Source organism: Pseudoxanthomonas sp. LjRoot143 (assembly GCF_964252945.1).
Taxonomy (GTDB): Bacteria; Pseudomonadota; Gammaproteobacteria; order Xanthomonadales; family Xanthomonadaceae; genus Pseudoxanthomonas_A.
The window spans coordinates 2421070-2442917 of the sequence record NZ_CAXUPM020000001.1 but is presented as its reverse complement, the minus strand read 5'-3'; the positions used below and the strand labels follow the sequence as shown (position 1 = coordinate 2442917).

Here is a 21848-nt window from a genome sequence, read left to right as displayed (position 1 = left end):
CCCGCGTCAGTAGATGGAGCCGGTGTTGACGATCGGCTGGGTGCCGCGCTCGCCGCACAGTACGACCAGCAGATTACTGACCATCTGCGCCTTGCGCTCTTCGTCCAGCTTCACCACGTCGTTCTTCTGCAGCTCCGCCAGCGCCATCTCCACCATGCCGACGGCGCCGGCGACGATGCGCGTACGCGCGGCGATCACTGCGTTGGCCTGCTGGCGCTGCAGCATCGCCTGGGCGATTTCCGGGGCGTAGGCCAGGTGGCTGATACGCGCCTCGATCACGTCCACGCCCGCCTTGCCCAGGCGTTCGGCAATCTGTTCCTGCAGGTGCTGCGAGATCTCCTGCGGATGGCTGCGCAGGGCGATCTGGCCCTCTTCGTGCTGGTCGTACGGATAGCTGGAGGCCATCGCACGCAGCGCAGATTCGGACTGGATGTGCACGAAGCTCTCGTAGTCGTCGACGTTGAACACGGCCTCGGCCGAATCGACCACCTGCCACACGATCACCGCGGCGATCTCGATCGGGCTGCCATCCAGCTCGTTGACCTTCAGACGGCTGCTCTCGAAGTTGCGGATGCGCAGCGAGATCTTGCGCTTGCTGAAGAACGGGTTGTTCCAGCGCAGGCCGTTGTCCTTCACCGTGCCCACGTACTTGCCGAACAGGCTGAGCACGGCGGACTGGTTGGGCTCTAGCTTGTACAGGCCGGCCATGATGAAGATGGCGATGATGCCGAGCAGGACGGCGAGTATCAGCCCGGCAGGCAGCTTGCCCGCGGCGGCGGTCACGAAGATGGCGAGCGCCCCCGCGCCCAGCAGCAGGACACCCAGCAGGACCGGAATACCGGGCAACGACGACTTGGCGTTCTCTCTCATGGCACTTTTCCTTGGTTGAGGCTGAAAGATATCAATTTGATATCAGATGTCAACGGGCGGTTGGCGCCGCCTGTCGGCAGCCCCGTTAAACTGGCGCCCCCTTTTCCGGACGCCTGCGCATGACCACCCTTGGAACCCCACTGTCGCCTCATGCCACCCGCGTCCTGCTGCTGGGGTCGGGCGAACTGGGCAAGGAAGTGGCCATCGAACTGCAGCGCCTGGGCGTGGAAGTGATCGCCGCCGATCGCTACGCGGACGCGCCGGCCATGCAGGTGGCGCATCGTTCGCACGTGCTCGACATGCTGGACCCGGCCGCGATCCGTGCGCTGATCGCCCGCGAGCAGCCGCACCTGGTCGTGCCGGAGATCGAGGCCATCCACACCGAAACCCTGGTCGCGCTGGAAGCCGAAGGCGCCGCGCGGGTCATTCCCACCGCGCGCGCCGCACGACTGACGATGGACCGCGAAGGCATCCGCCGGCTGGCCGCGGAAACGCTGGGCCTGCCGACGTCGCCATACCGCTTCGTCGACACGCGCGAGGAGTACCGCGAGGCGGTGCAGGCGATCGGCCTGCCGTGCGTGGTGAAGCCGGTGATGTCGTCCTCCGGCAAGGGCCAGAGCACGTTGCGCAGCGAGGCCGATATCGATGCGGCGTGGGACTACGCGCAGACCGGCGGCCGCGCCGGCGCGGGCCGCTGCATCGTGGAAGGCTTCATCGACTTCGATTACGAGATCACCCTGCTGACCGTGCGCCATGCCGGTGGCACCTCATTCTGCGATCCCATCGGCCACTGGCAGAAGGATGGCGACTACCGCGAAAGCTGGCAGCCGCAACCGATGTCGCCGCGTGCGCTGGAGCGCGCGCAGCAGATCGCGGGCGCGGTCACCGACGACCTCGGTGGCTGGGGCCTGTTCGGCGTGGAGCTCTTCGTGAAGGGGGACGAGGTGTGGTTCAGCGAAGTCTCGCCGCGCCCGCACGACACTGGTCTGGTGACGCTGGTATCGCAGGAGCTCTCCGAATTCGCGCTGCACGCGCGCGCCATCCTTGGCCTGCCGATCCCGGCGATCCGCCAGAGCGGTCCGTCCGCGTCCTGCGCCATGCTGGCGCACGGCCACGGCGTGCCGGTGTTCGGCAACGTCGAAGGTGCGCTGGTCGCGCCCGATACCGCGCTGCGCCTGTTCGGCAAACCGCGCGTGGAGGGCCATCGTCGCGTGGGCGTGACGCTGGCGCGTGCCGCAGACGTCGATGCCGCACGCGCGGTAGCGCGCGATGCGGCCGCCGCCATTACCATCGATCTGGCGTGAGGCGCGCACCGTGAACGGGAACACCGGCTACGCCGTCTTCTTCTTCCCACAGGCGCTCGAAGCGTTGGGCGACGCGATCAAGCCCTATCTGACCAACCAACCGGAAGGCCCGCACATCTTCTGCAAGGAGATCGACACCGGCGGCGCCTTCACCGAAATGACGCTGGTCGGCAAGGACGCCGAGGGTCATGAGGTACAGGTGGAACTGATGGTGCCCGGCAGCATGATCCGGATGATCGTGTCGGCGCAGAACGAATCGCTGTTCGGCTTCGGACCGCGCATGAGCGCGGCGCCGTCGACCGCTACAGCGTAAGGTCCACCCACACCAGGTGATGGTCGCTGCCGTCGGCGATGGCGGCATCGGGCTGGTCCTTCTTCGGCCAGAACACGCCGCTGCCGGTCAGGCGGAAGCCGGTGGACGGCAGCACGTAATCCAGCCGCAGCGCACCGTTGCGGCGGCCGAAATCGCCCGTGACATGCGCAGGTGAGCCACGACGCTGCAGTCCCTTGGCCGCGTAGGCGAGCGCGGTCTCTTCGCCGCCTTCGCTGCGCGGCGTGGCCATGCGCATCACGCGCGGGTGTTCCAGCAGTTCGATGATGGCCTCGTGCTGGCCGTCGCCATCGGCCGGATCGTTGTTCAGGTCGCCGGCGATGACGAAGCGCGCATCGGCCGCCAGTCCGCCACAACGGCCTTGGTCGTCGCAGAGCCACGGCGCATCACGCGACGTCAGGTACTCGCGCCACAGCCGGATCTCGTCCGCATTGCGCAGGCCGTTGCGGTTCTCGGGACCATCGAACACCGGCGGCGTCGGATGCGAGACGAGGAAGTGGACCACGCCGCCCGGCGTCCTCACCGGCACGTCCCAGTGCGACTTCGATGAAAGGCGCAGCTGTTTCCAGATCGCGTCGGGATAGAACGCCTGGTTCGACGTCGGGTCGACGGGGTTGGTGGCGCCCGGCAGCGTGCTCCAGCGCAGCAACTGGAACGAACGCACCTGTGCTTCATCGATCGGGAAACGCGACAGCACCAGCATGCCGTACTGGCCGGGATGCAGTCCGTAGCCCCACGCATCGTTGCCGCGTTCGCGGCCGCTGGTGCCGACCGAGCCGTTGCGATCCAGGTCCAGGCCGCTCGGAACGCCGGTGTTCACCGGTGCGAGATAGCGATAGGGGTACCGCAGCGGTTCGCCGCCCCCGGGTTGGGCAATCTCGAGATAGCGCTGCTGGAACAGGTCGGCGGCGCGATGCGCGTCGTCGTAGTCGAACTCGTTGAGCAATACCAGGTCGGGACGCACTTTCTGCAGTACCGCGGCGATCTTGCGCGCGTGCGGGTCATCGCCTTCAAGCTGCCGGATCACGCCGCCCGCATCGTCGGAAAAGAGCGACGTGTTGTAGGTCGCCACACGCAGCGGCATGGCCTGCCTGCTGGCGGGCTCATCCATCTTGGCGGGCGAGCTGCAGGCGGCGAGGGTCATCGTGAACAGGAGGAAGAGGGTACGCATGCGTGGATTTTGTCACGTCACGATGACAGGCGTAAAAAAGCGCCCCGGAAAACCGGGGCGCTGCAGGCTAACGACGAGTTAGCCCGGGAAACGCTTAGAACGTGCAGCCCATCGCCGCGTAGGCGGTCTTGGCCTGGTCCATCGCGGTCTTGCACTGGGCGGCCAGTGCCGTCTTGTCGGTCAGGGCCGACCAGCCGGCTTTCGACTGCTCGATGCCCTGTTTCATCATCTCGCGCTGCGCTTCCGGCACCTTGTCGCTGATGCACGCGTAGACCTTTTCCAGGTACTGGTCGCACTCGGGCACACCGGTGCCGGCATCGACGGTGCCGGTCGTGGCGTCTGCGGGAGCAGCGACGATGTCACCGGAGGCAGCAGGGGCTTCGACGGTCGGCGCATCGGCACCAGGCGCGGCATCGTCGGCCGGTTTGCAGGCGGCCAGCGCCAGGGTGGTCAGCGCCGCGAGGGCAAGAATGTTGAACTTCATGAAAGCTCCAAGCGATTGAGTGGATGTTCCAGCGCCGACACGCAGTCGCGTCGGTGGCACATTCTGTGCACTCAATCACGGAGTTGCCATTTACATTTACGCCTCACATTAGACGCCCGGATGCAACGCTCGACTCACAGATCGGCCGGCACCCAGCTCCGTCCGTTGAAGCATTCCAGCGGCGCGAACCGGCGCTTGTAGTCCATCTTGCGATGGCCATCGATCCAGTAGCCGAGATACAGGTGAGCGTAGCCGTCGCGTCGCGCCCATTCGATCTGGCGCAGGATGGCCAGTGTGCCCAGGCTGCGCGATTCAAGTGCGGGATCGTAGAACGTGTAGACCGCGGACAGCGCACCGGGAATGACGTCGGTCACCGCGACCGCCAGCAGGCGACCGTCTTCGCGCAGCTCGACGAAGCGCCCGCGCGACCAGCTGCCCACCAGGAACTGGTCGAACTCGGTCGCGCCGTGGTCGTCCATGCCGCCGAGCGGATGGCGCGCGGCGAGATAGCGCTGGTACAAGGCCAAGTGTTCCTCGTCGCGCAGCGCAGCGACGATCCGCGTGTCCACGTGCGCGTTGCGTGCCGCGCAGCGCCGCTGGCTGCGGTCGGGGACGAAGTCGGCCACCGGGATCCGCACGGCGACGCAGGCGCGGCACTGCCGGCAGTGCGGCCGGTAGACGATGTCGCCGGAGCGGCGGAAGCCCCAGCCCAGCGCATCCGGATAAAGCTGCGGCAGACGCGGATCGCGTGGATCCAGCACCAGATCGCGGGCGACGCGGTCGGGCCAGTAGCCGCACGGATGCTCGCCGGTATGGAACAGGCGCAGGTCGTCGATGGGCTGTGTGTTCTCGCCCATGTCAGTGCGTCCAGTGGGCAGCCAATGGCCAGAAGGCGAGGCCCGCGAGCGTGCCGGCCACCGCGCCGGCGACCAGGTCGCGATGCGTATGCCGCTGCAGCGCGAGACGCGACCAGGCCACGGCGGCGGCGAAGAGCAACGCCGCGAGCATCCACACGGTGCCGAGTTCGCGCAACAGGCATGCCGCGAAGACGACGAATGCCAGATGCAGCGACAGCTTGCACCAGCGCGCCGTCAGCATCGCGACCAGGATCATGGCCGCGGACAGCGCGAGTCCCAGTGCGAACAGCGGCTGACCGCCGCGCCACGCGACCAGGACGGCACCGGCGGTGAGGGCCACCAGCAGGAAACGGTTCAACGCGCTGCGTTCGTGTGTTGCGCTGGCATCCACGTGGCCCCAGCGCCCACGACGCACTTGCCACCACGAGTAGCCCATCACCAGCGCAGCGAATGCGCCGAAGCCCGCCGCCGACCATGCGGCTGTCCGCGCATCGCCCTGGGCCAACGCGATCGCCAGCACGGCCATCGGCAGCACCAGCATTGGATGGCCGAAGATCGACAGGGCACGGGCGAGCGGAAGTGACATGCGGCCAGCATACTGCGGCGCCCCGGTCTCGGGCATCGCGACCGTCCGCTGCCTGAACGCGTCCGTCCGCGCGTCAACCGCCGGGGTGCAGGCGCGTTTTCCCTGCCAGTGGCGCAGGTGGCGCCGCGTCTTCAGGAGAACACGATGAACCGCAAGACCCTGCTTTTCGTGGCCGTGCTGGCCGCCCTCGGCGCCGGATCCGCGTTCGCCGCCACGCAGACCGGCGATGCCGCGAAGCCGGCGCGCGCCAGCCTCGACAAGAACAACGACGGCGCCATCGACAAGGCCGAAGCCGTCGCGCATCCGCGTCTGGCGGAGCGTTTCGCCGAACTGGACAAGAACGGCGACGGCAAACTGACCGCCGACGAGCGTCCGCAGCGCAAGGGCATGCGTGGCCATGGCCGTCATGGCGGCCCGCGCCACGGCGACGGCGTCGGGAAGCTCGATACCGACGGCGATGGCCGGATCAGCAAGGCCGAGGCCGCCGCGAACCCGCGTTTCGCCGCACGCTTCGATACGCTGGACGCGAACAAGGATGGTGTGATCGACCGTGCCGACCGCGAGTTGCGCGGCAAGCAGCGTCGTGACGAATGGTTCGCCAAGGCCGACGCCGACAAGGATGGCAAGCTGACGCGTGCCGAGATCGACCAGGCCGATGTCGCACGCAGTGCCGAGTTCCAGCAGCGCATGCAGGCGCGCATGGACGAGCGCTTCACGGCGCTGGATGCGAACAAGGACGGACGCCTGTCGCGCGATGAGGTGAAGGACAAGGGCCGTTTCGCCGCGCGCTTCGATGCGCTCGACACCAACAAGGATGGCTTCCTGTCCAAGGACGAGCTGGCTGCGGGCCGGCCGACCCGTCGCTGAGTAGCGCATCATCGCGCACCGGTCCTTCGGGGCCGGTGCGCGCGTGTTGGCTAGAAGACCAGGCGACCCGTGCGGATGAGGACGAACACGACAGCGCCTACGGCGAGCACGCTGCTGAGCACGATCGCCTGTTTACCGATCAGGTAGCCGTAGCCGCGGCGCCGCCGCTCGTTGACGGGGTAGGCGAGGATCGGGTCCATGATCTTCGGCAGCATGACGAGGTACTGGTAGTTGACCGCTGACAGTCCCGCGACCGTGATGATCGCGAGGGCCTGCCAGCCGGTTGCCAGCAGCGATGCCAGCATCAGGCAGAACAGCCAGGCCGAGCCGGTGATGGTGTTGAGCGCCATGAAACGCCGCACCTGCTGCCGCTCCTGCGCGGTCTGGCAGAAGCGTGCCAGGTACCACCAGGTGAAGGCATAACCGATCAGGCCGCCGAGTACGCCGCCCATGGCGCCCCACAGTGCGGCGGGATGCTGGGTGACCTGCTCGAAGATCACGCCCAGCGAACCGCCGGCTACGCCGCCGGTGACGCCGCCGGTGGTGAGTCCCCCCGTTCCCAGCTTGCCGGCCAGGCCACTGCCCAGGACACCGGAACCGATCACCGTTGCCGCGCTCGCGGCCGGCATCGCGCCGACCAGGCCGCCCAGCACGATCATCGTGAAGGCCGCGGTCGGCGCGGTGGATCGCGCGAACTCGCCGAAGCGCTGCAGCAGTTCGTCGCGGACCATCGCACGGGCGCGCGACAGGCGCTTGCGCACGGCGGCATCGCTGAGGCCCAGCAGGTCGGCGACCTGCTGCGAACTCTGGCCTTCGCGGTAGAACAGCAACAGCGTCTCGCGGCTGTCTTCCGGCAGCGACGAGATGATCTCGGTGGCGACGATTTCCTCTTCCGTCTGCAACAGGCGTTCGGCCGGCGTCGGACCGGGATCGGCGGCCATGCCGATGGCGATCTCGGCCACCTCGCCCGACATCGGCCGGCCATGCTGCGCGTGCAGCCAGTCGCGTGCCAGGTTGCGGGTGATCTGCCGCAGCCACGGCAGGAAGCTGGCGCTGTTCTTCAGCCGGTCGAGTTGCTGCCAGGCCTTCAGGAACGCCTCCTGCGCGATGTCCTCGCTGGCCTGCACGTCGCGGGTGATCGCCAAGGCGATGGCGGTGACCGTGTTCTGGCAGGCGTGGACGATGCGGCCATAGGCTTCCTGGCTGCCGCGGGTGGCGGCGGGCAGTTCGGTCTGCAGCATCAGGTCGAGGGCGATCGCGTTCATGGCGTCGGAGTCATCGATGGGAGTGATGACCGAGACGGTCCTGCGAGCAGGATGTGACCGGACAGCGCAACGCGCCTTTGCATGCCACCCCGGTGCTCAGCCGCCGGTGGCGGGCTGGATACGGATGCGGTCTTCCTCTTCCTCCGCCGGGGCAGGCTGGACGGGCGGTGCCTGCTCCAGCTGCGGCACGGCGGCCGGTGGCGGCACCGGACGGCGCATCCACATCACGACGGCCGCCAGGGCGATCAGTGCCAGCAGGACGAGGCGGATGCGCCAGGCCCAGGGCCGCTGCGCGGTGGCCTGTTCCTGAGGGCTGTTGAACGTCAGCGTGGACGCATACCCGGGCCGCGTGGTTTCCAGCAGGCCGGCCTCGCGCAGCAGTTCGCGCGCGCGCGGCTGGTCATCGGCGTGGCGCACCCAGACCGAGGGTTGCAGCTGTGCCTTCACCGGTTCGGTATAGCTGAACTGCCCGCCGCGCTTGCTGTGGTACGAGCGGCCGTTGCTGATGTGCACGGGAATGCCGGCATCGATCAGCAGCTTGGCCACGCCCTCGACGGTCTCGATCCGCTGGCTGGAAAACACCTGGCGCATGCTGGCTCCTCAGTCCTTGGCCGGAACGGCCGATGCCGCTTCGGCATCGGGCACCACGCGGATCAGGCCTTCCTGCGCGGTGCTGGCGACCAGCCGGCCCTGGCGGTCGAAGATCTGTCCGCGCGCGAGTCCGCGCGAGCCGCTCGCGCTGGGGCTGTCGATCGAATACAGCAGCCAGTCGTCGGCGCGGAAGGGGCGGTGGAACCACAGCGCGTGGTCGAGCGAGGCCATCTGCACGTTCGGCTGGTAGTAGCTGATGCCGTGCGGATAGGTCGCCGTGCCCAGCAGCTGGAAATCGGACGCGTAGGCGAGCAGTGCGCGATGCAACTCCGGCGAATCGCCGACCGGCTCGCTCAGGCGGAACCACACCTGCTGGAACGGCGGACGCTTGGGCGGATTCAGTTCGTCGCGTGGATAGACGTGGCGGAACTCGAACGGACCGCGCCGCGACATCCAGCGCTGCACCTTCGGCGGCAGCGTGGCCATCACCTCGGCCGGTACGGGCGGAGCGGGGGCGATGTCCTCCGGCTGCGGCACTTCCGGCATCGACAGCTGGTGTTCCGCGCCTTCTTCCTCGGCCTGGAACGAGGCGGCGCAGAAGAACACCACGCGGCCGTGCTGGATGGCGGTCACGCGCCGCACCGAGAAGCTGCCGCCGTCGCGCGTGCGGTCCACTTCGTAAACGATCGGCGCCTCGATGTTGCCCGCGCGCAGGAAGTAGGCGTGCAGCGAGTGCGCGCGTCGGCTGCCGGAGCCACCTTCCACCGTCGCTTGGGCGGCCGACAGCGCCTGCCCCAGTACCTGGCCGCCGAACACGTACTTGGTGCCGATGTCGCGGCTCTGGCCGCGGAACAGGTTGTCTTCCAGCCGCTCCAGCGACAGCAGTTCGATCAGTTCGGAGACGACGGGTTCGGGAGCGGGCACGGCAGGGCCTGAATGCGTGGCGAGCGGCGATTATAGCGGCCCGCCGCGTGCGGCCCGGTCAGGGCAGCAGGCGCTGCAGCGGCGTGGTACGCAGCACTACGTCCCAAGGGAACAGCGGGCCCGGATCCATCTTGCGGTGGACGAGCACGTCCGCATCGTCGCTGGCCGGCTCGCAGGCGGTGTCGAGGTCCTCGTGGCCGGCGATGAAGCGCAGCGACGGCAGTTCGCGCTGCAGGTCCGCCAGCAGCGCGCCCAGCGAAGCGATCTGCGCGTCGGTGTAGGGCTCTTCCATCCTCTGGCTGCCGGTCGACAGCCAGTGCGGATAGCGGCCGGTGTTGACCAGTTCGATGCCGACCGATCGCGGGTTGTAGCCGCGTACATGGTGGGCGACGCGCTCCGACCGCACGTAGACATGCACGCTGCCGTCGCGGTCGACGTAATAGTGGCCGCAGTTGCCTGTGCCTGAGGCGTGCAGGATGCGCTCGCCGTACTCGCGCGCGGTCGCCAGGTCCGGCAGTTCGGTGCAGTGGATGACCACCAGATCGATCTGGTCCAGCGTACGCGCCTCGAGTCTGTCCTCGTAGGGCAGCGGATCGACGATACGTGCGAAGGCGGTGCGTTCGGTGCTCATGCGCCGATGCTAGCAGGCGCGGCGGGCCCCAGGCCGGTCCAGTAAACTGGTGACCTTCCACGTCGCGTGCGGTCGCCCATGCCACTGAATCCTGAATCATCGTTGGCCAAGCTGATGGCGACCCTGCCGCGCGCCGGCAAGGTCGAATGGATCGGCCTGCGTCCCGCACGCGATGAGGTCATGGTCGCTGCCGAGGCCGTCGAAGCCGTCACCGGCGGCGGTCTGGTCGGCGACCGCTACAAGGGCGGCAGTGGCAAGCGCGGCATCACCCTGATCCAGGCCGAGCACCTGCCGGTCATTGCGGCGCTGGCGCAGCGTCCGGATCTCGCGCCGTCGCTGCTGCGCCGGAACGTGGTGGTGTCGGGCATTCCGTTGGTCGCGCTGAAGGGCCGTCGCTTTCGCATCGGCGATGCAGTGTTCGAAGGCACGGAGGACTGCGATCCCTGTTCGCGCATGGAAGACGCGCTGGGTCCGGGTGGCTACAACGCCATGCGCGGCCACGGCGGCCTGTGTGCACGCATCGTCGAAGGCGGCACGTTCCGCCTGGGCGACACGGTGGAGGCGCTGTGATGCGTGGCCACTGCATCCTGTCGCACGGCTTCGAGAGCGGGCCGGACGCGACCAAGGTCACCGCGCTGGCCGACGTGGCCGAGCGTCTTGGCTGGACGCACGAGCGGCCGGACTTCACCGACCTGGATGCGCGCCGCGATGTCAGCTCGCTGGGCGACGTCGTCGCGCGCCAAGAGCGCCTGCGCGGTTTGGCGCAGGCGGCGGCGTCGCGCGGACCGGTGGTGCTGGCCGGTTCCAGCTTGGGCGCCTACATCGCCGGGCGCATCTCGCTGGAGGTGCCGGTGCGCGGCCTGTTCCTGATGGCGCCGCCGATCACGATGGGGCCGCTGCCGGAACTGGACGCCGCCGCGATCCCGGTGTCGATCATCCATGGCTGGGACGACGAGCTGATCCCCGCACAGGCCGTGGTCGACTGGGCGTTTCCGCGTCGCGCGCGCCTGCTGCTGGTCAACGATACGCACCGCCTCTCCGACCATGTCGAGGCATCCGCTCGCGCGTTCGGCCAGTTGCTCGCGTCGCTCTGAACGCACGGCGGGCGTGGCGTTCAGACCACGTCCTGGCTTGCGTGTAGAATCGCGGCCTGCATTCGTCCCAGGTGTTCACGCCCATGCGCCATTGATGCCGCCGTCGCCTGACGGCCCAGGTTCCTCCCGGTCTTCGCGCCGGAGGCATTCCTATGGCATCCCGTGGAATCCGCATGACGCATCCGTTCCTGACGCTCGACCGCGCGTCGTTGTCCCTGCCTGACGGCAGGATCCTGTTCTCCGATCTCGACCTGCATCTGGACGGCCGCCCCACGGGGCTGGTCGGCCGCAATGGCGTGGGCAAGAGCGTGCTCGCGCGCCTGCTGGCTGGCGAGATCGCGCCGAGTTCGGGCAAGCGCAGCGCAAGTGGCTGCGTCCACTACCTGCCGCAGCAGGTCCACGTGCCGCCGGGCGCCACCGTCGCCTCACTCGCCGGCGTGGACGCTTGGCTCGATGCGCTGGCGCGCATCGAAGCCGGCAGTACCGATGTGCGCGACTTCGAGGCGCTGGGCGATCGCTGGGACATCCGCCAGCGGCTCGCGCTGGCGCTGGACGCGCAGGGCTTGCCGGATCTGCCACCCGGGCGTCGCGCCGATACGCTGAGCGGCGGAGAGGCGATGCGTGTCGCGCTGGCGGGCGCGTTCCTGTCCGAGGCCGATGTCCTAATTCTCGACGAACCCAGCAATCATCTCGATGCCCATCAGCGGCAGCGGCTGCATGCGCAACTGGCGCAATGGCCGAACGGGCTGCTGGTGATCAGCCATGAACGCCGCCTGCTCGACACCGTCGTGCGCATCGAGGAACTGTCGCCGCGCGGTCTGCGCACGTATGGCGGCAATTACCGTTTCTACGCGGACAGCAAGACGGACGAGCGGCAACAGACGCAGCGCGAACTGGCGCAGGCCAAGGCTGCGGTGCAGCGGCAGGCACGCGCGCTGCATGAGCAGCGGGAGCGCCAGCAACGGCGACAGGCACGCGGCAACCGCGATGCGCGCGACGCCAACCTGCCGCCGATCCTGCTCGGTCTGCGCAAGTCGCGCAGCGAGGAGAGCGCAGGCCGCTTTGCGGTCCGCCAGCAGGCGGCCCGCGAGCAACTCGCGCTGCAGCTACGGGAAGCCGCACACAAGCAGGAGACGGCGGTCGAACTGGCGATGTTCACGCCGCCGGCCGCGGCGCAGGATCGTGTCGTGGTGCGGATGGAGCGCGCCGTGCTGCCGTTCGTGCCGGCCACGGTCGGCGGGATGGACCTGATTGTCACCGGCCGGCAGCGCATCGGTGTCACCGGTCCCAATGGCAGCGGAAAATCCACCCTGCTGCGGGCGATGGCCGGGCACGTGCTGCCGCTGGCCGGAAGCGTTACCACCCACGTGCCCGTAGCCTGGCTCGACCAGCGTCTGGCCGGACTGGATCCCGACACCAGTGTGCTGGCGCAACTGCGTGAGGCGAACCCTGGGGAGGTCGAATCCGCCCTGCGCACGCGATTGGCCCTGCTGGGGCTGGATGCCCGCCTTATCGAAGACCCCAGCGGGCGCCTGAGCGGCGGCGAGCGCCTGAAGGCTGCGCTGGCCTGCGTCCTGTATGCCGAGCAACCGGCCGGCCTGCTGCTGCTCGACGAGCCGGGCAACCACCTGGATCTGGATGGACTGGAGGCGCTGGAGCGCATGCTGCGGCAATACCGCGGCGCGTTGGTCATCGTGTCCCACGACGAAGCGCTGCTGGAACGGCTGGACCTGACCCACCGGCTCGCCCTGTCGCGTGAAGGTGCGCGGCTGTCGCCCTGCTGAGGTTCCACGGGCGGGGTTTTCCGTGTGTTCCTGCCTCCGGTCCGGCAAAATTGCGCCCGTCCACGCGCTGCCGCCCCGAATTCCGGAGTTTTCCCTTGAAGTTCTTTGTTTCCTGCGCGAAAGGCCTGGAATACCTGCTTGCCGACGAACTGCTCGCGCTCGGCGTGCCCAAGGCCACCGCCACCGTCGCCGGCGTCAATGCCGATGGCGAACTGGCGGATGCGCAGCGCGCCGTGCTCTGGTCGCGGCTGGCGAGCCGCGTCCTGTGGCCCATCGCCGAGTTCGAATGCCTCAACGAGCAGGCGCTGTACGACGGCGTGATGGCGATCGCGTGGGAACAGCACACGCGGTCCGAGCTGACGCTGTCGGTGGATGCGCATGTCTCGGGCGACGCCATCACGCATGCGCGCTTCGCCGCGCAGCGGGTCAAGGATGCCGTGGTGGACCGCCTGCGCCAGCAGGGCCTGGAACGTCCATCGGTGGACGTCGAGCAGCCGGACGTGCGCATCAACCTGTCGCTGCGCAAGAACCGCGCGACGATCTCGATCGACCTGGGCGGCGGCCCGATGCACCGGCGTGGATGGCGGCAGGCGCAGAACGATGCACCGTTGAAGGAAAACCTGGCGGCGGCCGTGTTGATGCGCGGTGGCTGGCCGGCGCTGTACCACGAGGGCGGTGCATTGCTCGACCCGATGTGCGGCAGCGGCACGCTGCTGATCGAGGGCGCGCTGATGGCGGCCGACGTCGCGCCGGGCCTGCAACGGCACGGCAACGTGCTGCCGTCGCGCTGGCTGGGGTTCGACGTCGACGCGTGGCGCGCGCTGTTCGCCGATGCGGTGCAGCGCGAAACCGACGGGCGGAAGGCGTTGCGGCCGGTGTTCTTCGGCAGCGACATCGACCTGGGTGCGATCCGTGCCGCGCGCGACAATGCCGTGCTCGCGGGACTGGCCGGACAGTTGCAGTTCGATGCGCGCGATGTGGCGCAGTTGCCGGTGCAGGAAACGCCGCGCGGTCTGGTGGTCTGCAATCCGCCGTACGACGAACGCCTCGCGGCCGACGCCGAACTGTACCGCACGCTGGGCGATGCATTGCAGCGCGCCGTGCCTCAGTGGCGCGCCAGCCTGCTGTGCGGCAATGCCGATCTCGGGTATGCGACGGGTCTGCGCGCCGGCAAGAAGTACCAGCTGTTCAATGGCGCGATCGAATGCGCGCTGATCGTCTGCGATCCGGTCGCCACGCCGGCGCGCGAGCCGCGCGAGGCGAAGCCGTTGTCCGATGGGGCGCAGATGGTCGCCAACCGCCTGCGCAAGAACCAGAAGAAGTTCAAGAGCTGGCGCACGCGCGACGGCGTCACCTGCTATCGCGTTTACGATGCCGACCTGCCCGAGTACGCCGCCGCGATCGACGTGTACCAGGATGAGGGCGGCCAGGCACGCACGTTCCTGCATGTGCAGGAGTACGCCGCACCGGCCACCATTCCCGAGCACGACGTGCGCCGTCGTTTCAGCGAGCTGCTGGCCGCCACCCGCGAGGTGTTCGGCGTGCCGCAGGAGCAGATCGCAGTGAAGTCGCGCGAGCGCGGCAAGGGTGGGTCCAAGTATGGCCGCATGCAGCAGCGCGACGAGTTCATCGTCGTGCAGGAATCGAATGCGCGGCTGCGGGTGAACCTGTTCGACTATCTCGACACCGGCCTGTTCCTCGACCACCGGCCTTTGCGCCGTCGCATGGCGCAGGAAGCGCGCGGCAAGCGGTTCCTCAACCTGTTCTGCTACACCGGCGTGGCGAGCGTGCAGGCGGCGGTGGCCGGTGCCGCGACGACGACCAGCGTCGATCTGTCCGCGACGTACCTGCAATGGTGCGCCGACAACCTGGCCGAGAACGGCCTCGGCGGCGCGAAGCACCGGCTGGTGCAGGCGGACGCCGTGCGCTGGCTGGAGGCCGAGCAGGCCGAATACGACCTGGTGTTCTGCGATCCGCCGACGTTCTCGAACTCCGCGCGCGCCGACGATTTCGACGTGCAGAAGGAACAAGTGCGTCTGCTGCGCGCGGCGGTCGCCCGACTGGCGCCGGGTGGCGTGCTGTACTTCAGCAACAACTTCCGCCGCTTCAAGCTGGACGAGAATGCGATCGCCGAGTTCGCGCGCTGCGAAGAGATCAGCGCGGGCACGATCCCGCCGGACTTCGAACGCAACGCCCGCATCCACCGCGCGTGGCGGCTGACGCGGGCGTAGCGCCCACCCCCGTCGGTCAGCCGACGATCAGGACGAAATCGCCGCGCTGCGACGCCATCGACAGCGCCAGTGTGCTGTCGCGCGCGGCGAGATCCGCGGCGGAGAGCGCGGTGCTCGGCGGATGCGCGCGGTAGCGGGCGTCGTCGGGCAGGGTATCGCGTACCACGTAGCCCATCAGCACGTTGACCAGTTCGCCCAGCGCATCCACGGCGAGTTCGTCGTCGCATTGCGCGGGTGCGATGGACAGCAGGGCGCAGGCGATCGCCTGCATCGTGGCGCGGCCGCAGCCGATGCCGATCAGCAGTGAGTCCGTACCGGCGTCGATACGCACGTGCGCGGTGACTTCGCAGGCCTCGAGCGTGGCGGCATCGGCGATGCCCGACGCCTGGCACTGGCTTCCGACCAGACGCGGGAACAGGCGGTTGCTGACGCGGATCGCGCTGGTGGCAGTGTCGGCCAGCGCGTGGCCGGCGATGCCGAGGGCGAGGGCATGGTTGGCTTCGTCCAGATCGCGGCGGTGCGCGACCAGTTCGCTTTCCAGCTGCTCGGCGGTCAGCGTGCCCTGGTCGATCAGGACCTGCCCGAACAGCTTGCGGCCCTTCTTCTGCGCCGCCAGCAGCACGTCGAGCTGGCCGGCATCCAGCAGCCCCATTTCCAGCGCGATGTCGCCGAACCGGCGGTCCTCGGCGCGCTGGCGATCGTTGATGCGGCGGGCCTGCGCGGCATCCAGCATCTGGTGGTGCACGGCGAGTTCGCCGAGCAGGGGATTGGAGGCGCGCTGCGCGTCGAGTGCGGCCAGCAGTTGCGCCGAGGTGATGGTGCCGCGTTCCAGCAGGAACTGGCCCAGGAATTTCGCTGCCATTGTGTGGTCTCGTACTGAAGAGGAAGGAGGACGTGCGCGCGGTCAGGCGACCGCTTCGTGCAACACGCGATCCATCACCTCCGGATCGATCGGTTTCTGCAGGTACGACCTGGCGCCCAGCTTGAGGCATTCCTCGATGTCCGCCTGTCCGCCCAGCGAACTCAGGATCACCACGCGGGCAGCCGGGTCCAGCGACAGGATGCGGCCGAGCGCCTGCTTGCCGTCGCACTCGGGCATCACCAGGTCCATCAGTACCACATCGGGCTTGAGCGCCTGGTACTGGCTGACGGCCTCGAGGCCGTTGCCGGCTTCGCCGACGACATCGAAACCGCAGTCTTCCAGCTGGCGTGCGGCCAGCATGCGCAAGGCGCGCGAATCGTCGCAAAGCAGGACGGTAGGACGTGACGTCATGGTGAAGGATCCCCCTGTTGGATCGTAAGACGCCCGCATCGTCGATCGACGCGGGCCGACATGTAGGCACTATCGGCCGGTACAGGGAGATCTTGAGCGGACCGTGTCGCGTCAGGGCGAGGGCGGTCCGGAGGCGAGCGTTTCCTCGATGCGGCTGAACGCGGAATGCGCACCGCCGCGCGAACCGCCGGCATCGGTGGCGAAGTAGGCCACGCCCGTGCCGGACGCACGGTCGACCCACAGCCCGGAACGCAGACCGTAGGCATCGCCGGAATGGCCGACGCGGGCGACGCGGTCGCCGAACGGATCGTCGCCGCAGCCGTCCACGGGCGTCGCCAGCGTCTGCACGGCGAGGCCGTAACGGCAGAAGAAGGCCTTGTTCTGCCCGTCGCCGGTGTCCTCTTCATGGGTCACGCCGTTGCGGCCGTCGAACGTCCACTGCGGCGCCATCATCGCGTCGACACTGGCCGGGGCCAGCAGGCGTGTGCCGTCGACCTCGCCGCCGTTGAGCAGCAGGCGACCGATCTTCGCCAGGCCGTTCGCCGAGATGCGCAGGCCACCCTGGGGCGAGAACAGCGCGCCGTTCTCGCCGGCCTTCCAGCGGGCCAGATCGCAGTCCGCGCCATCCTCGACGACCACGGCGCACGCAGGTTTGCCGGTGCGGTTGTCGTCGCGCACGGGCTGGGCATCGCGGTAGAGCACGACGGCGCGCGTGGCGGTGGCGGCGTCGCAACTTTCCCAGTTGAAGCAGGCATCGAGCTTCAGCGGCTCCAGCACCAGACGGCGCATCAGCCGGTCGAAACGCTCGCCGGTGACGTTCTCCATCGCCATCGCCACCAGCGGGAAGTTGAGGTTGGTGTAGCGGAAGTGCGTACCCGGCGCGTGGATGTCGTCCCAGGCCTTGGGGTCGTCGAGGATGCCTTTCAGAGGCTGTCCCAGCGGCGTGGCGTAGTAGCCGGCGGCATCGGTCAGGCTGGAACGATGCGACAGCAGCAGGCGCAGGGTGATCGGCGTGTCGGGAAAGCGCGGATGGCGCAGCGTCCAGCCCAGGTAGGTCGAGATGTCGGCATCGAGATCGAGCTCGCCCGCTTCGACCAGTCGCATCACCCCGATCGACGTCACCAGCTTGGAGATCGAGGCGACGCGGACGGGATCGTCGGCGGTGATCTTGCGTCCGGTGGCCAGGTCGGCCATGCCCTCGGCGCGCGTGGCGACAATGCCGTTGCGATCGAAGGCGACGCGCACCTGGGCGACGGGTTCGCCCGCCGATGCGGCCATCGACGAGGCCAGGCAGGCGAGTGCGGCGAAAACGCGGAGACGACGTGAACACATGGGCCAGTACCGTGCAGGAACCGGCCCCGACTTTACTTCATCGTCGGCATCACGAACTCGGCGGAATGCGTCTCGGGCCAGCGGGCGGTGATCGTCTTCAGGCGCGTATAGAAGCGCACGCCATCCGGGCCGTGCACGTGCAGCGGCCCGAAGATCGAGCGCTTCCAGCCGCCGAAGCTGTGGAAGGCCATCGGCACCGGGATCGGCACGTTGATGCCGACCATGCCGGCCTGCACGCGATGGGCGAACTCGCGCGCGGCACCGCCGTCGCGGGTGAACACCGCCGTGCCGTTACCGTACTCGTGCTCGTTGACCAACTGCAGTGCGGCGTCGAGATCCGGCACGCGCATCACGCACAGCACCGGGCCGAAGATCTCCTCGCGGTAGATCGTCATGTCCGGCGTGACGCGGTCGAACAGGCAGCCGCCGAGGAAGAAGCCATCCGCGTGGCCGTCGACCACATGGCCGCGTCCGTCGACGACGAGGTCGGCGCCTTCGGCCACCCCGGCATCGACATAGCCGCGCACCTTGTCGCGGTGCGCAGAGGTGACCAGCGGGCCCATTTCCGGATCGAGGCAGCCGGGACCGATCTTCAGCGCGGCGACTTTCGGTGCCAGCGCCGCGACCAGTGCATCGGCGGTGGCATCGCCCACGCAGACGGCCACCGAGATCGCCATGCAGCGCTCACCGGCCGAACCGTAGCCCGCGCCCAGCAGTGCGGACACGGCGCCGTCGAGATCGGCGTCGGGCAGGACGACCATGTGGTTCTTCGCGCCGCCCAGCGCCTGCACGCGCTTGCCGTTGGCGCTGCCGCGCGCGTAGATGTACTCGGCGATCGGCGTGGAGCCGACGAAGCTCAGCACCTGTACGCGCGGCTCGTCGAGCAGCGCATCGACGGCCACCTTGTCGCCGTGGACGACGTTGAACACGCCGTCCGGCAGGCCAGCCTGCTTCAGCAGGTCGGCCATGAACAGGGCGGCCGACGGGTCGCGTTCGGAGGGCTTCAGCACGAAGGTGTTGCCACAGGCCAGCGCCACCGGGAACATCCACAGCGGCACCATCGCGGGAAAGTTGAACGGCGTGATGCCGGCGACGACACCCAGCGGCGCGTACTCGGTCCACGAATCGACATCGCGACCGACGTTCATCGAATGCTCGCCCTTGAGCAGATGCGGGATGCCGCAGGCGAACTCCACCACTTCCAGTCCGCGGGTGACTTCGCCGCGCGCGTCGGACAGCACCTTGCCGTGTTCCGACGTGATGATTTTCGCCAGATCGCCCGCGTGCGTTTCGAGCAGCTCCTTGAAGCGGAACATCACCCGCGCGCGATTGAGCGGCGTGGTGGCGGACCAGCCCGGAAAGGCGGCGGACGCAGCGTCCACCGCCTGTTTCACGTCATCGACCGAGGCCAGCGGCACGCGCGCGGTGACGGTGCCGGTGGCGGGGTCGAACACATCGCCGAAGCGGCCGCTGCCGCCTTCCACCCGCTGTCCGTTGAGATGATGGTGCAGCGGGTGGCTCATGCGATGTCTCCTCGGGGATGGATCAGGCCAGCGCCTCGCGCGCCGGCACGTAGGCGTAGCCGAGATCGTCGGCGACCGCCTTGTAGGTGACCTTGCCGGCATGCACGTTCAGGCCGTTGAGCAGGTGCTCATCGTCCAGCAGCGCCTGCTTCGCGCCCTTGTTCGCCAGTTGCACGGCGAAGGGCAGGGTGGCGTTGGTCAGTGCGAACGTGGATGTGCGGGCGACGCCGCCCGGCATGTTGGCGACGCAGTAGTGGATGATGCCGTCCACTTCGTAGGTCGGGTTCTGGTGCGTGGTGGCCTTCGAGGTCTCGAAGCAGCCGCCCTGGTCGATCGCCACGTCCACCAGCACCGAGCCCGGACGCATCAGCTTCAGCTGGTCGCGCGAGACCAGCTTGGGCGCGGCGGCGCCGGGGATCAGCACGGCACCGATCACCAGGTCGGTCTCGGGCAGGCGCTCTTCGATGGCGTCGCGGGTCGAGTAGATGGTGGTCAGCTGGTGGCCGTACAGTTCATCGAGGTACTTCAGGCGGTCGAGCGAGCGGTCGAGGATGGTGACGTGCGCGTTCATGCCCATCGCCATGCGCGCGGCATTGATGCCGACCACGCCGCCGCCGATCACCAGCACTTCGGCCGGCTTCACGCCGGGTACGCCACCGAGCAGCACGCCGGAACCGCCCTGCGCCTTCTCCAGCGCATGCGCGCCGGCCTGGATCGACATGCGGCCGGCGACTTCCGACATCGGCGCCAGCAGCGGCAGGCCGCCCTTGCGGTCGGTGACGGTTTCGTAGGCGATGCAGGTGGCGCCGGAGGCGACCAGCGCCTTGGTCTGCTCGGGATCGGGCGCGAGGTGCAGGTAGGTGTAGAGCACCTGGCCGGGGCGCAGCATGGCGCACTCGTTCGGCTGCGGCTCCTTGACCTTGATGATCATGTCGGCGCGGGCAAAGATCTCCGCGGCCGTGTCGACGATTTCAGCGCCGGCCTTGACGTACTGCTCATCGGTCAGGCCGATGGCCTTGCCGCCGTCGCGCTGCACGATGACCTGGTGGCCATTCGAGACCAGCTCGCGCGCGCCCGACGGGGTAAGGCCGATGCGGTATTCGTGGTTCTTTATTTCCTTGGGGACGCCAATCAGCATGTTGCTCTCCAGTAGCGGGAAGGGGCTTCGCGCGAGGGGGAGCGCTGGGGCCGTTGATCCGTAATTTTACGCGGTTGCCCGTATGGTGTCCGCCAGGACATTCACGATCCGGTCGATGTGGTCCTTTTCCACGATCAGCGGTGGGGACAGGGCGATGACGTCGCCGGTCACCCGGGTCAGCACGTGGCCTTCGTGGAAGGTACGGGCGAAGACGTCATAGGCGCGGGTACCCGGGGCGCCGGGACGCGGGGCCAGTTCGATGGCGCCGACCAGGCCGAAGTTGCGGATGTCGATGACGTTCGGCAGCCCTTTCAGCGAGTGCAGGGCCTCCTGCCAGTAATCGCCCAGCTGCAGCGCCTTGTCGAACAGGTGTTCCTCTTCATAGGTATCCAGCGTGGCCAGCGCGGCCGCGCAGGCCAGAGGATGGCCGGAGTAGGTATAGCCATGGAACATGTCGATGGCGTTGTCCGGCCCGCTCATGAAGGCCTCGAACAGGCGCTCCGAGACGAAGGTGGCGCCCATCGGCACACAGCCGTTGGTGATGCCCTTGGCGGCGGTGATCATGTCCGGCGTCACGCCGAAGCGTTGCGCACCGAAGGCGTGGCCGACGCGGCCGAAGCCGGTGATCACTTCATCGAAGATCAGCAGGATGCCGTGCTTGTCGCAGATCTCGCGCAGGCGCTGCAGGTAGCCCTCCGGCGGGATGACCACACCGGCCGAACCGGAGATCGGTTCGACGATGACGGCCGCGATGGTCGACGCGTCGTACAGCGCGATCTGACGCTCGAGGTCCTCGGCCAGTTCGAGTCCTTGCGGCGGCAGGCCCTTCGAGAAGGCGTTGCGCGGTACGTCGAGCGTGTGGCGGATATGCGAGACCGCGGGCAGGCCGGGGCCGAACCACTTGCGGTTGTTCGGCAGGCCGCCGACCGACATGCCGCCGAAGCCGACGCCGTGGTAGCCCTTCTCGCGCCCGATGAAGCGCGTGCGCTGGCCTTCGCCGCGCACGCGGTGGTAGGCCAGGGCGATCTTCAGGGCGCTGTCCACGGCCTCGGAGCCGGAGTTGCTGAAGAACACCTTGTTCAGATCGCCCGGCGCCAGTGCGGCCAGGCGCTCGGCCAGCTTGAACGGCAGCGGCGAGCTCATCGAGAAGTTGGGCGCGAAGTCGAGCGTGCCGATCTGCTGCTTCACTGCTTCGACGATGCGCGGACGCGCATGGCCGGCGTTGCAGCACCACAAGCCTGCGGTGGCATCCAGCACCTCGTTGCCGTCGACATCCCGGTAATACATGCCCGAGGCACTGGCGAGAAGACGCGGCTTGGCCTTGAACTGCTTGTTGGCCGTGAACGGCATCCAGAAGTTGTCCAGCGAACCGGGCGCTTCCAGGTTCTGGCGCGCGTAGTGGTCGGCCAGGGCGGAGGGGGTGTCGTCAGCGCTCATCACGGCTCCGGGGCAAGGACTGGGCGCAGCTTAGCGCGTTGAAAAAACTTTACAACCGTGCCGAAGGTAGAATCCGCGCCGCCTCCGCTGCCTTGGCCCGCCGACGTTCATCCGGCTGGCGAATCGCCCGGAGAACGCGGATTGACCCGTCTGCC

Annotated in this window: 22 protein-coding genes and 2 pseudogenes; 9 read left to right on the top strand and 15 right to left on the bottom strand. The window is 68.2% G+C overall.

Annotation, left to right across the window (positions count from 1 at the left end; all coding sequences use genetic code 11):
* Positions 1 to 6: 6 nt before the first annotated feature.
* Positions 7 to 870, bottom strand: a complete 864-nt coding sequence (locus ACSQ1W_RS11785) for an SPFH domain-containing protein (protein WP_192271836.1) — start codon at positions 868 to 870, stop codon at positions 7 to 9.
* Between the two features lie 119 nt (positions 871 to 989).
* Here ACSQ1W_RS11785 and purT point away from each other — a divergent pair, with 119 nt between their 5' ends.
* Both purT and ACSQ1W_RS11775 read left to right on the top strand, forming a co-directional pair.
* On the top strand, positions 990 to 2174 hold the full coding sequence (gene purT / locus ACSQ1W_RS11780; protein ID WP_436043691.1) for a formate-dependent phosphoribosylglycinamide formyltransferase: 1185 nt from the start codon (positions 990 to 992) through the stop codon (positions 2172 to 2174).
* Positions 2175 to 2184: 10 nt separating this feature from the next.
* Positions 2185 to 2487 carry a hypothetical protein gene (locus tag ACSQ1W_RS11775; protein ID WP_436043690.1) on the top strand — a complete coding sequence of 101 codons (303 nt, stop codon included), beginning with the start codon at positions 2185 to 2187 and terminating at the stop codon, positions 2485 to 2487.
* Here the strand turns inward: ACSQ1W_RS11775 and ACSQ1W_RS11770 are convergent.
* From ACSQ1W_RS11770 to ACSQ1W_RS11755, 4 genes are all read right to left on the bottom strand, one after another.
* On the bottom strand, positions 2477 to 3676 hold the full coding sequence (locus ACSQ1W_RS11770; protein WP_436043688.1) for an endonuclease/exonuclease/phosphatase family protein: 1200 nt from the start codon (positions 3674 to 3676) through the stop codon (positions 2477 to 2479). The two genes, ACSQ1W_RS11775 and ACSQ1W_RS11770, sit on opposite strands and share 11 nt — an antisense overlap.
* Positions 3677 to 3770: 94 nt before the next feature.
* The gene (locus ACSQ1W_RS11765) at positions 3771 to 4160 is read right to left on the bottom strand and encodes a hypothetical protein (protein ID WP_436043686.1); all 390 of its coding nucleotides are present in this window, start codon (positions 4158 to 4160) and stop codon (positions 3771 to 3773) included.
* A 134-nt stretch (positions 4161 to 4294) separates the two neighbouring features.
* A complete protein-coding gene (locus ACSQ1W_RS11760) occupies positions 4295 to 5017 on the bottom strand; it encodes an arginyltransferase (protein WP_436043684.1) in 723 nt (240 codons plus the stop codon).
* Position 5018: 1 nt separating this feature from the next.
* On the bottom strand, positions 5019 to 5603 hold the full coding sequence (locus ACSQ1W_RS11755; RefSeq protein WP_436043682.1) for a hypothetical protein: 585 nt from the start codon (positions 5601 to 5603) through the stop codon (positions 5019 to 5021).
* Between the two features lie 144 nt (positions 5604 to 5747).
* Between ACSQ1W_RS11755 and ACSQ1W_RS11750 the strand changes: the two are divergent.
* Positions 5748 to 6365: pseudogene (locus tag ACSQ1W_RS11750) on the top strand (hypothetical protein); the annotation flags it as partial.
* Positions 6363 to 6470 (top strand): hypothetical protein, encoded by a 108-nt coding sequence (locus tag ACSQ1W_RS11745; protein WP_436046173.1) that lies wholly within the window; start codon positions 6363 to 6365, stop codon positions 6468 to 6470. The pseudogene ACSQ1W_RS11750 and the gene ACSQ1W_RS11745, both read left to right, overlap by 3 nt.
* 50 nt (positions 6471 to 6520) lie before the next feature.
* Here ACSQ1W_RS11745 and ACSQ1W_RS11740 read toward each other — a convergent pair whose 3' ends face one another.
* The 4 genes from ACSQ1W_RS11740 to ACSQ1W_RS11725 form a co-directional block, all read right to left on the bottom strand.
* Entirely contained in the window at positions 6521 to 7735 is a 1215-nt protein-coding gene (locus ACSQ1W_RS11740) for an RNA polymerase sigma factor (protein WP_436043680.1), read from the bottom strand.
* Positions 7736 to 7831: 96 nt separating this feature from the next.
* On the bottom strand, positions 7832 to 8326 hold the full coding sequence (locus tag ACSQ1W_RS11735) for a pathogenicity-like protein (protein WP_436043678.1): 495 nt from the start codon (positions 8324 to 8326) through the stop codon (positions 7832 to 7834).
* 9 nt (positions 8327 to 8335) lie between these two features.
* A complete protein-coding gene (gene tesB / locus ACSQ1W_RS11730; RefSeq protein WP_192271818.1) occupies positions 8336 to 9250 on the bottom strand; it encodes an acyl-CoA thioesterase II in 915 nt (304 codons plus the stop codon).
* A gap of 58 nt (positions 9251 to 9308) precedes the next feature.
* Positions 9309 to 9881: an N-acetylmuramoyl-L-alanine amidase gene (locus ACSQ1W_RS11725; RefSeq protein ID WP_436043676.1), complete on the bottom strand. Its 573-nt coding sequence runs from the start codon at positions 9879 to 9881 to the stop codon at positions 9309 to 9311.
* Positions 9882 to 9959: 78 nt separating this feature from the next.
* On the opposite strand from ACSQ1W_RS11725, the gene ACSQ1W_RS11720 reads away from it, so the two are divergent.
* The 5 genes and pseudogenes from ACSQ1W_RS11720 to rlmKL all read left to right on the top strand — a co-directional run bounded on the left by ACSQ1W_RS11720 (position 9960) and on the right by rlmKL (position 14990).
* Complete coding sequence (locus ACSQ1W_RS11720; protein ID WP_192271814.1) at positions 9960 to 10451, top strand: MOSC domain-containing protein; 492 nt, start codon at positions 9960 to 9962, stop codon at positions 10449 to 10451.
* Positions 10448 to 10975: an alpha/beta fold hydrolase gene (locus ACSQ1W_RS11715; RefSeq protein WP_192271812.1), complete on the top strand. Its 528-nt coding sequence runs from the start codon at positions 10448 to 10450 to the stop codon at positions 10973 to 10975. The genes ACSQ1W_RS11720 and ACSQ1W_RS11715 overlap by 4 nt, the downstream gene beginning before the upstream one ends.
* Before the next feature lie 152 nt (positions 10976 to 11127).
* Positions 11128 to 11671: pseudogene (locus tag ACSQ1W_RS11710) on the top strand (ATP-binding cassette domain-containing protein); the annotation flags it as partial.
* A gap of 455 nt (positions 11672 to 12126) precedes the next feature.
* On the top strand, positions 12127 to 12759 hold the full coding sequence (locus tag ACSQ1W_RS11705) for an ATP-binding cassette domain-containing protein (protein WP_436046172.1): 633 nt from the start codon (positions 12127 to 12129) through the stop codon (positions 12757 to 12759).
* Positions 12760 to 12854: 95 nt separating this feature from the next.
* Positions 12855 to 14990, top strand: coding sequence for a bifunctional 23S rRNA (guanine(2069)-N(7))-methyltransferase RlmK/23S rRNA (guanine(2445)-N(2))-methyltransferase RlmL (rlmKL, locus tag ACSQ1W_RS11700; protein ID WP_436043673.1), 2136 nt, complete (start codon positions 12855 to 12857; stop codon positions 14988 to 14990).
* Between the two features lie 16 nt (positions 14991 to 15006).
* On the opposite strand, the gene ACSQ1W_RS11695 is transcribed toward rlmKL, so the two are convergent.
* The 6 genes from ACSQ1W_RS11695 to ACSQ1W_RS11670 form a co-directional block, all read right to left on the bottom strand.
* Entirely contained in the window at positions 15007 to 15852 is an 846-nt protein-coding gene (locus tag ACSQ1W_RS11695) for a chemotaxis protein CheX (RefSeq protein ID WP_436043671.1), read from the bottom strand.
* Between the two features lie 42 nt (positions 15853 to 15894).
* The gene (locus ACSQ1W_RS11690) at positions 15895 to 16263 is read right to left on the bottom strand and encodes a response regulator (RefSeq protein WP_192271804.1); all 369 of its coding nucleotides are present in this window, start codon (positions 16261 to 16263) and stop codon (positions 15895 to 15897) included.
* A gap of 111 nt (positions 16264 to 16374) precedes the next feature.
* Positions 16375 to 17595, bottom strand: a complete 1221-nt coding sequence (locus ACSQ1W_RS11685) for a serine hydrolase domain-containing protein (protein WP_436043669.1) — start codon at positions 17593 to 17595, stop codon at positions 16375 to 16377.
* Between the two features lie 32 nt (positions 17596 to 17627).
* Positions 17628 to 19118: a CoA-acylating methylmalonate-semialdehyde dehydrogenase gene (locus ACSQ1W_RS11680; RefSeq protein WP_436043667.1), complete on the bottom strand. Its 1491-nt coding sequence runs from the start codon at positions 19116 to 19118 to the stop codon at positions 17628 to 17630.
* A gap of 22 nt (positions 19119 to 19140) precedes the next feature.
* Positions 19141 to 20256, bottom strand: coding sequence for an alanine dehydrogenase (gene ald / locus ACSQ1W_RS11675; protein ID WP_436043666.1), 1116 nt, complete (start codon positions 20254 to 20256; stop codon positions 19141 to 19143).
* Between the two features lie 66 nt (positions 20257 to 20322).
* Complete coding sequence (locus tag ACSQ1W_RS11670; protein WP_436043664.1) at positions 20323 to 21693, bottom strand: aspartate aminotransferase family protein; 1371 nt, start codon at positions 21691 to 21693, stop codon at positions 20323 to 20325.
* Positions 21694 to 21848: the final 155 nt, after the last annotated feature.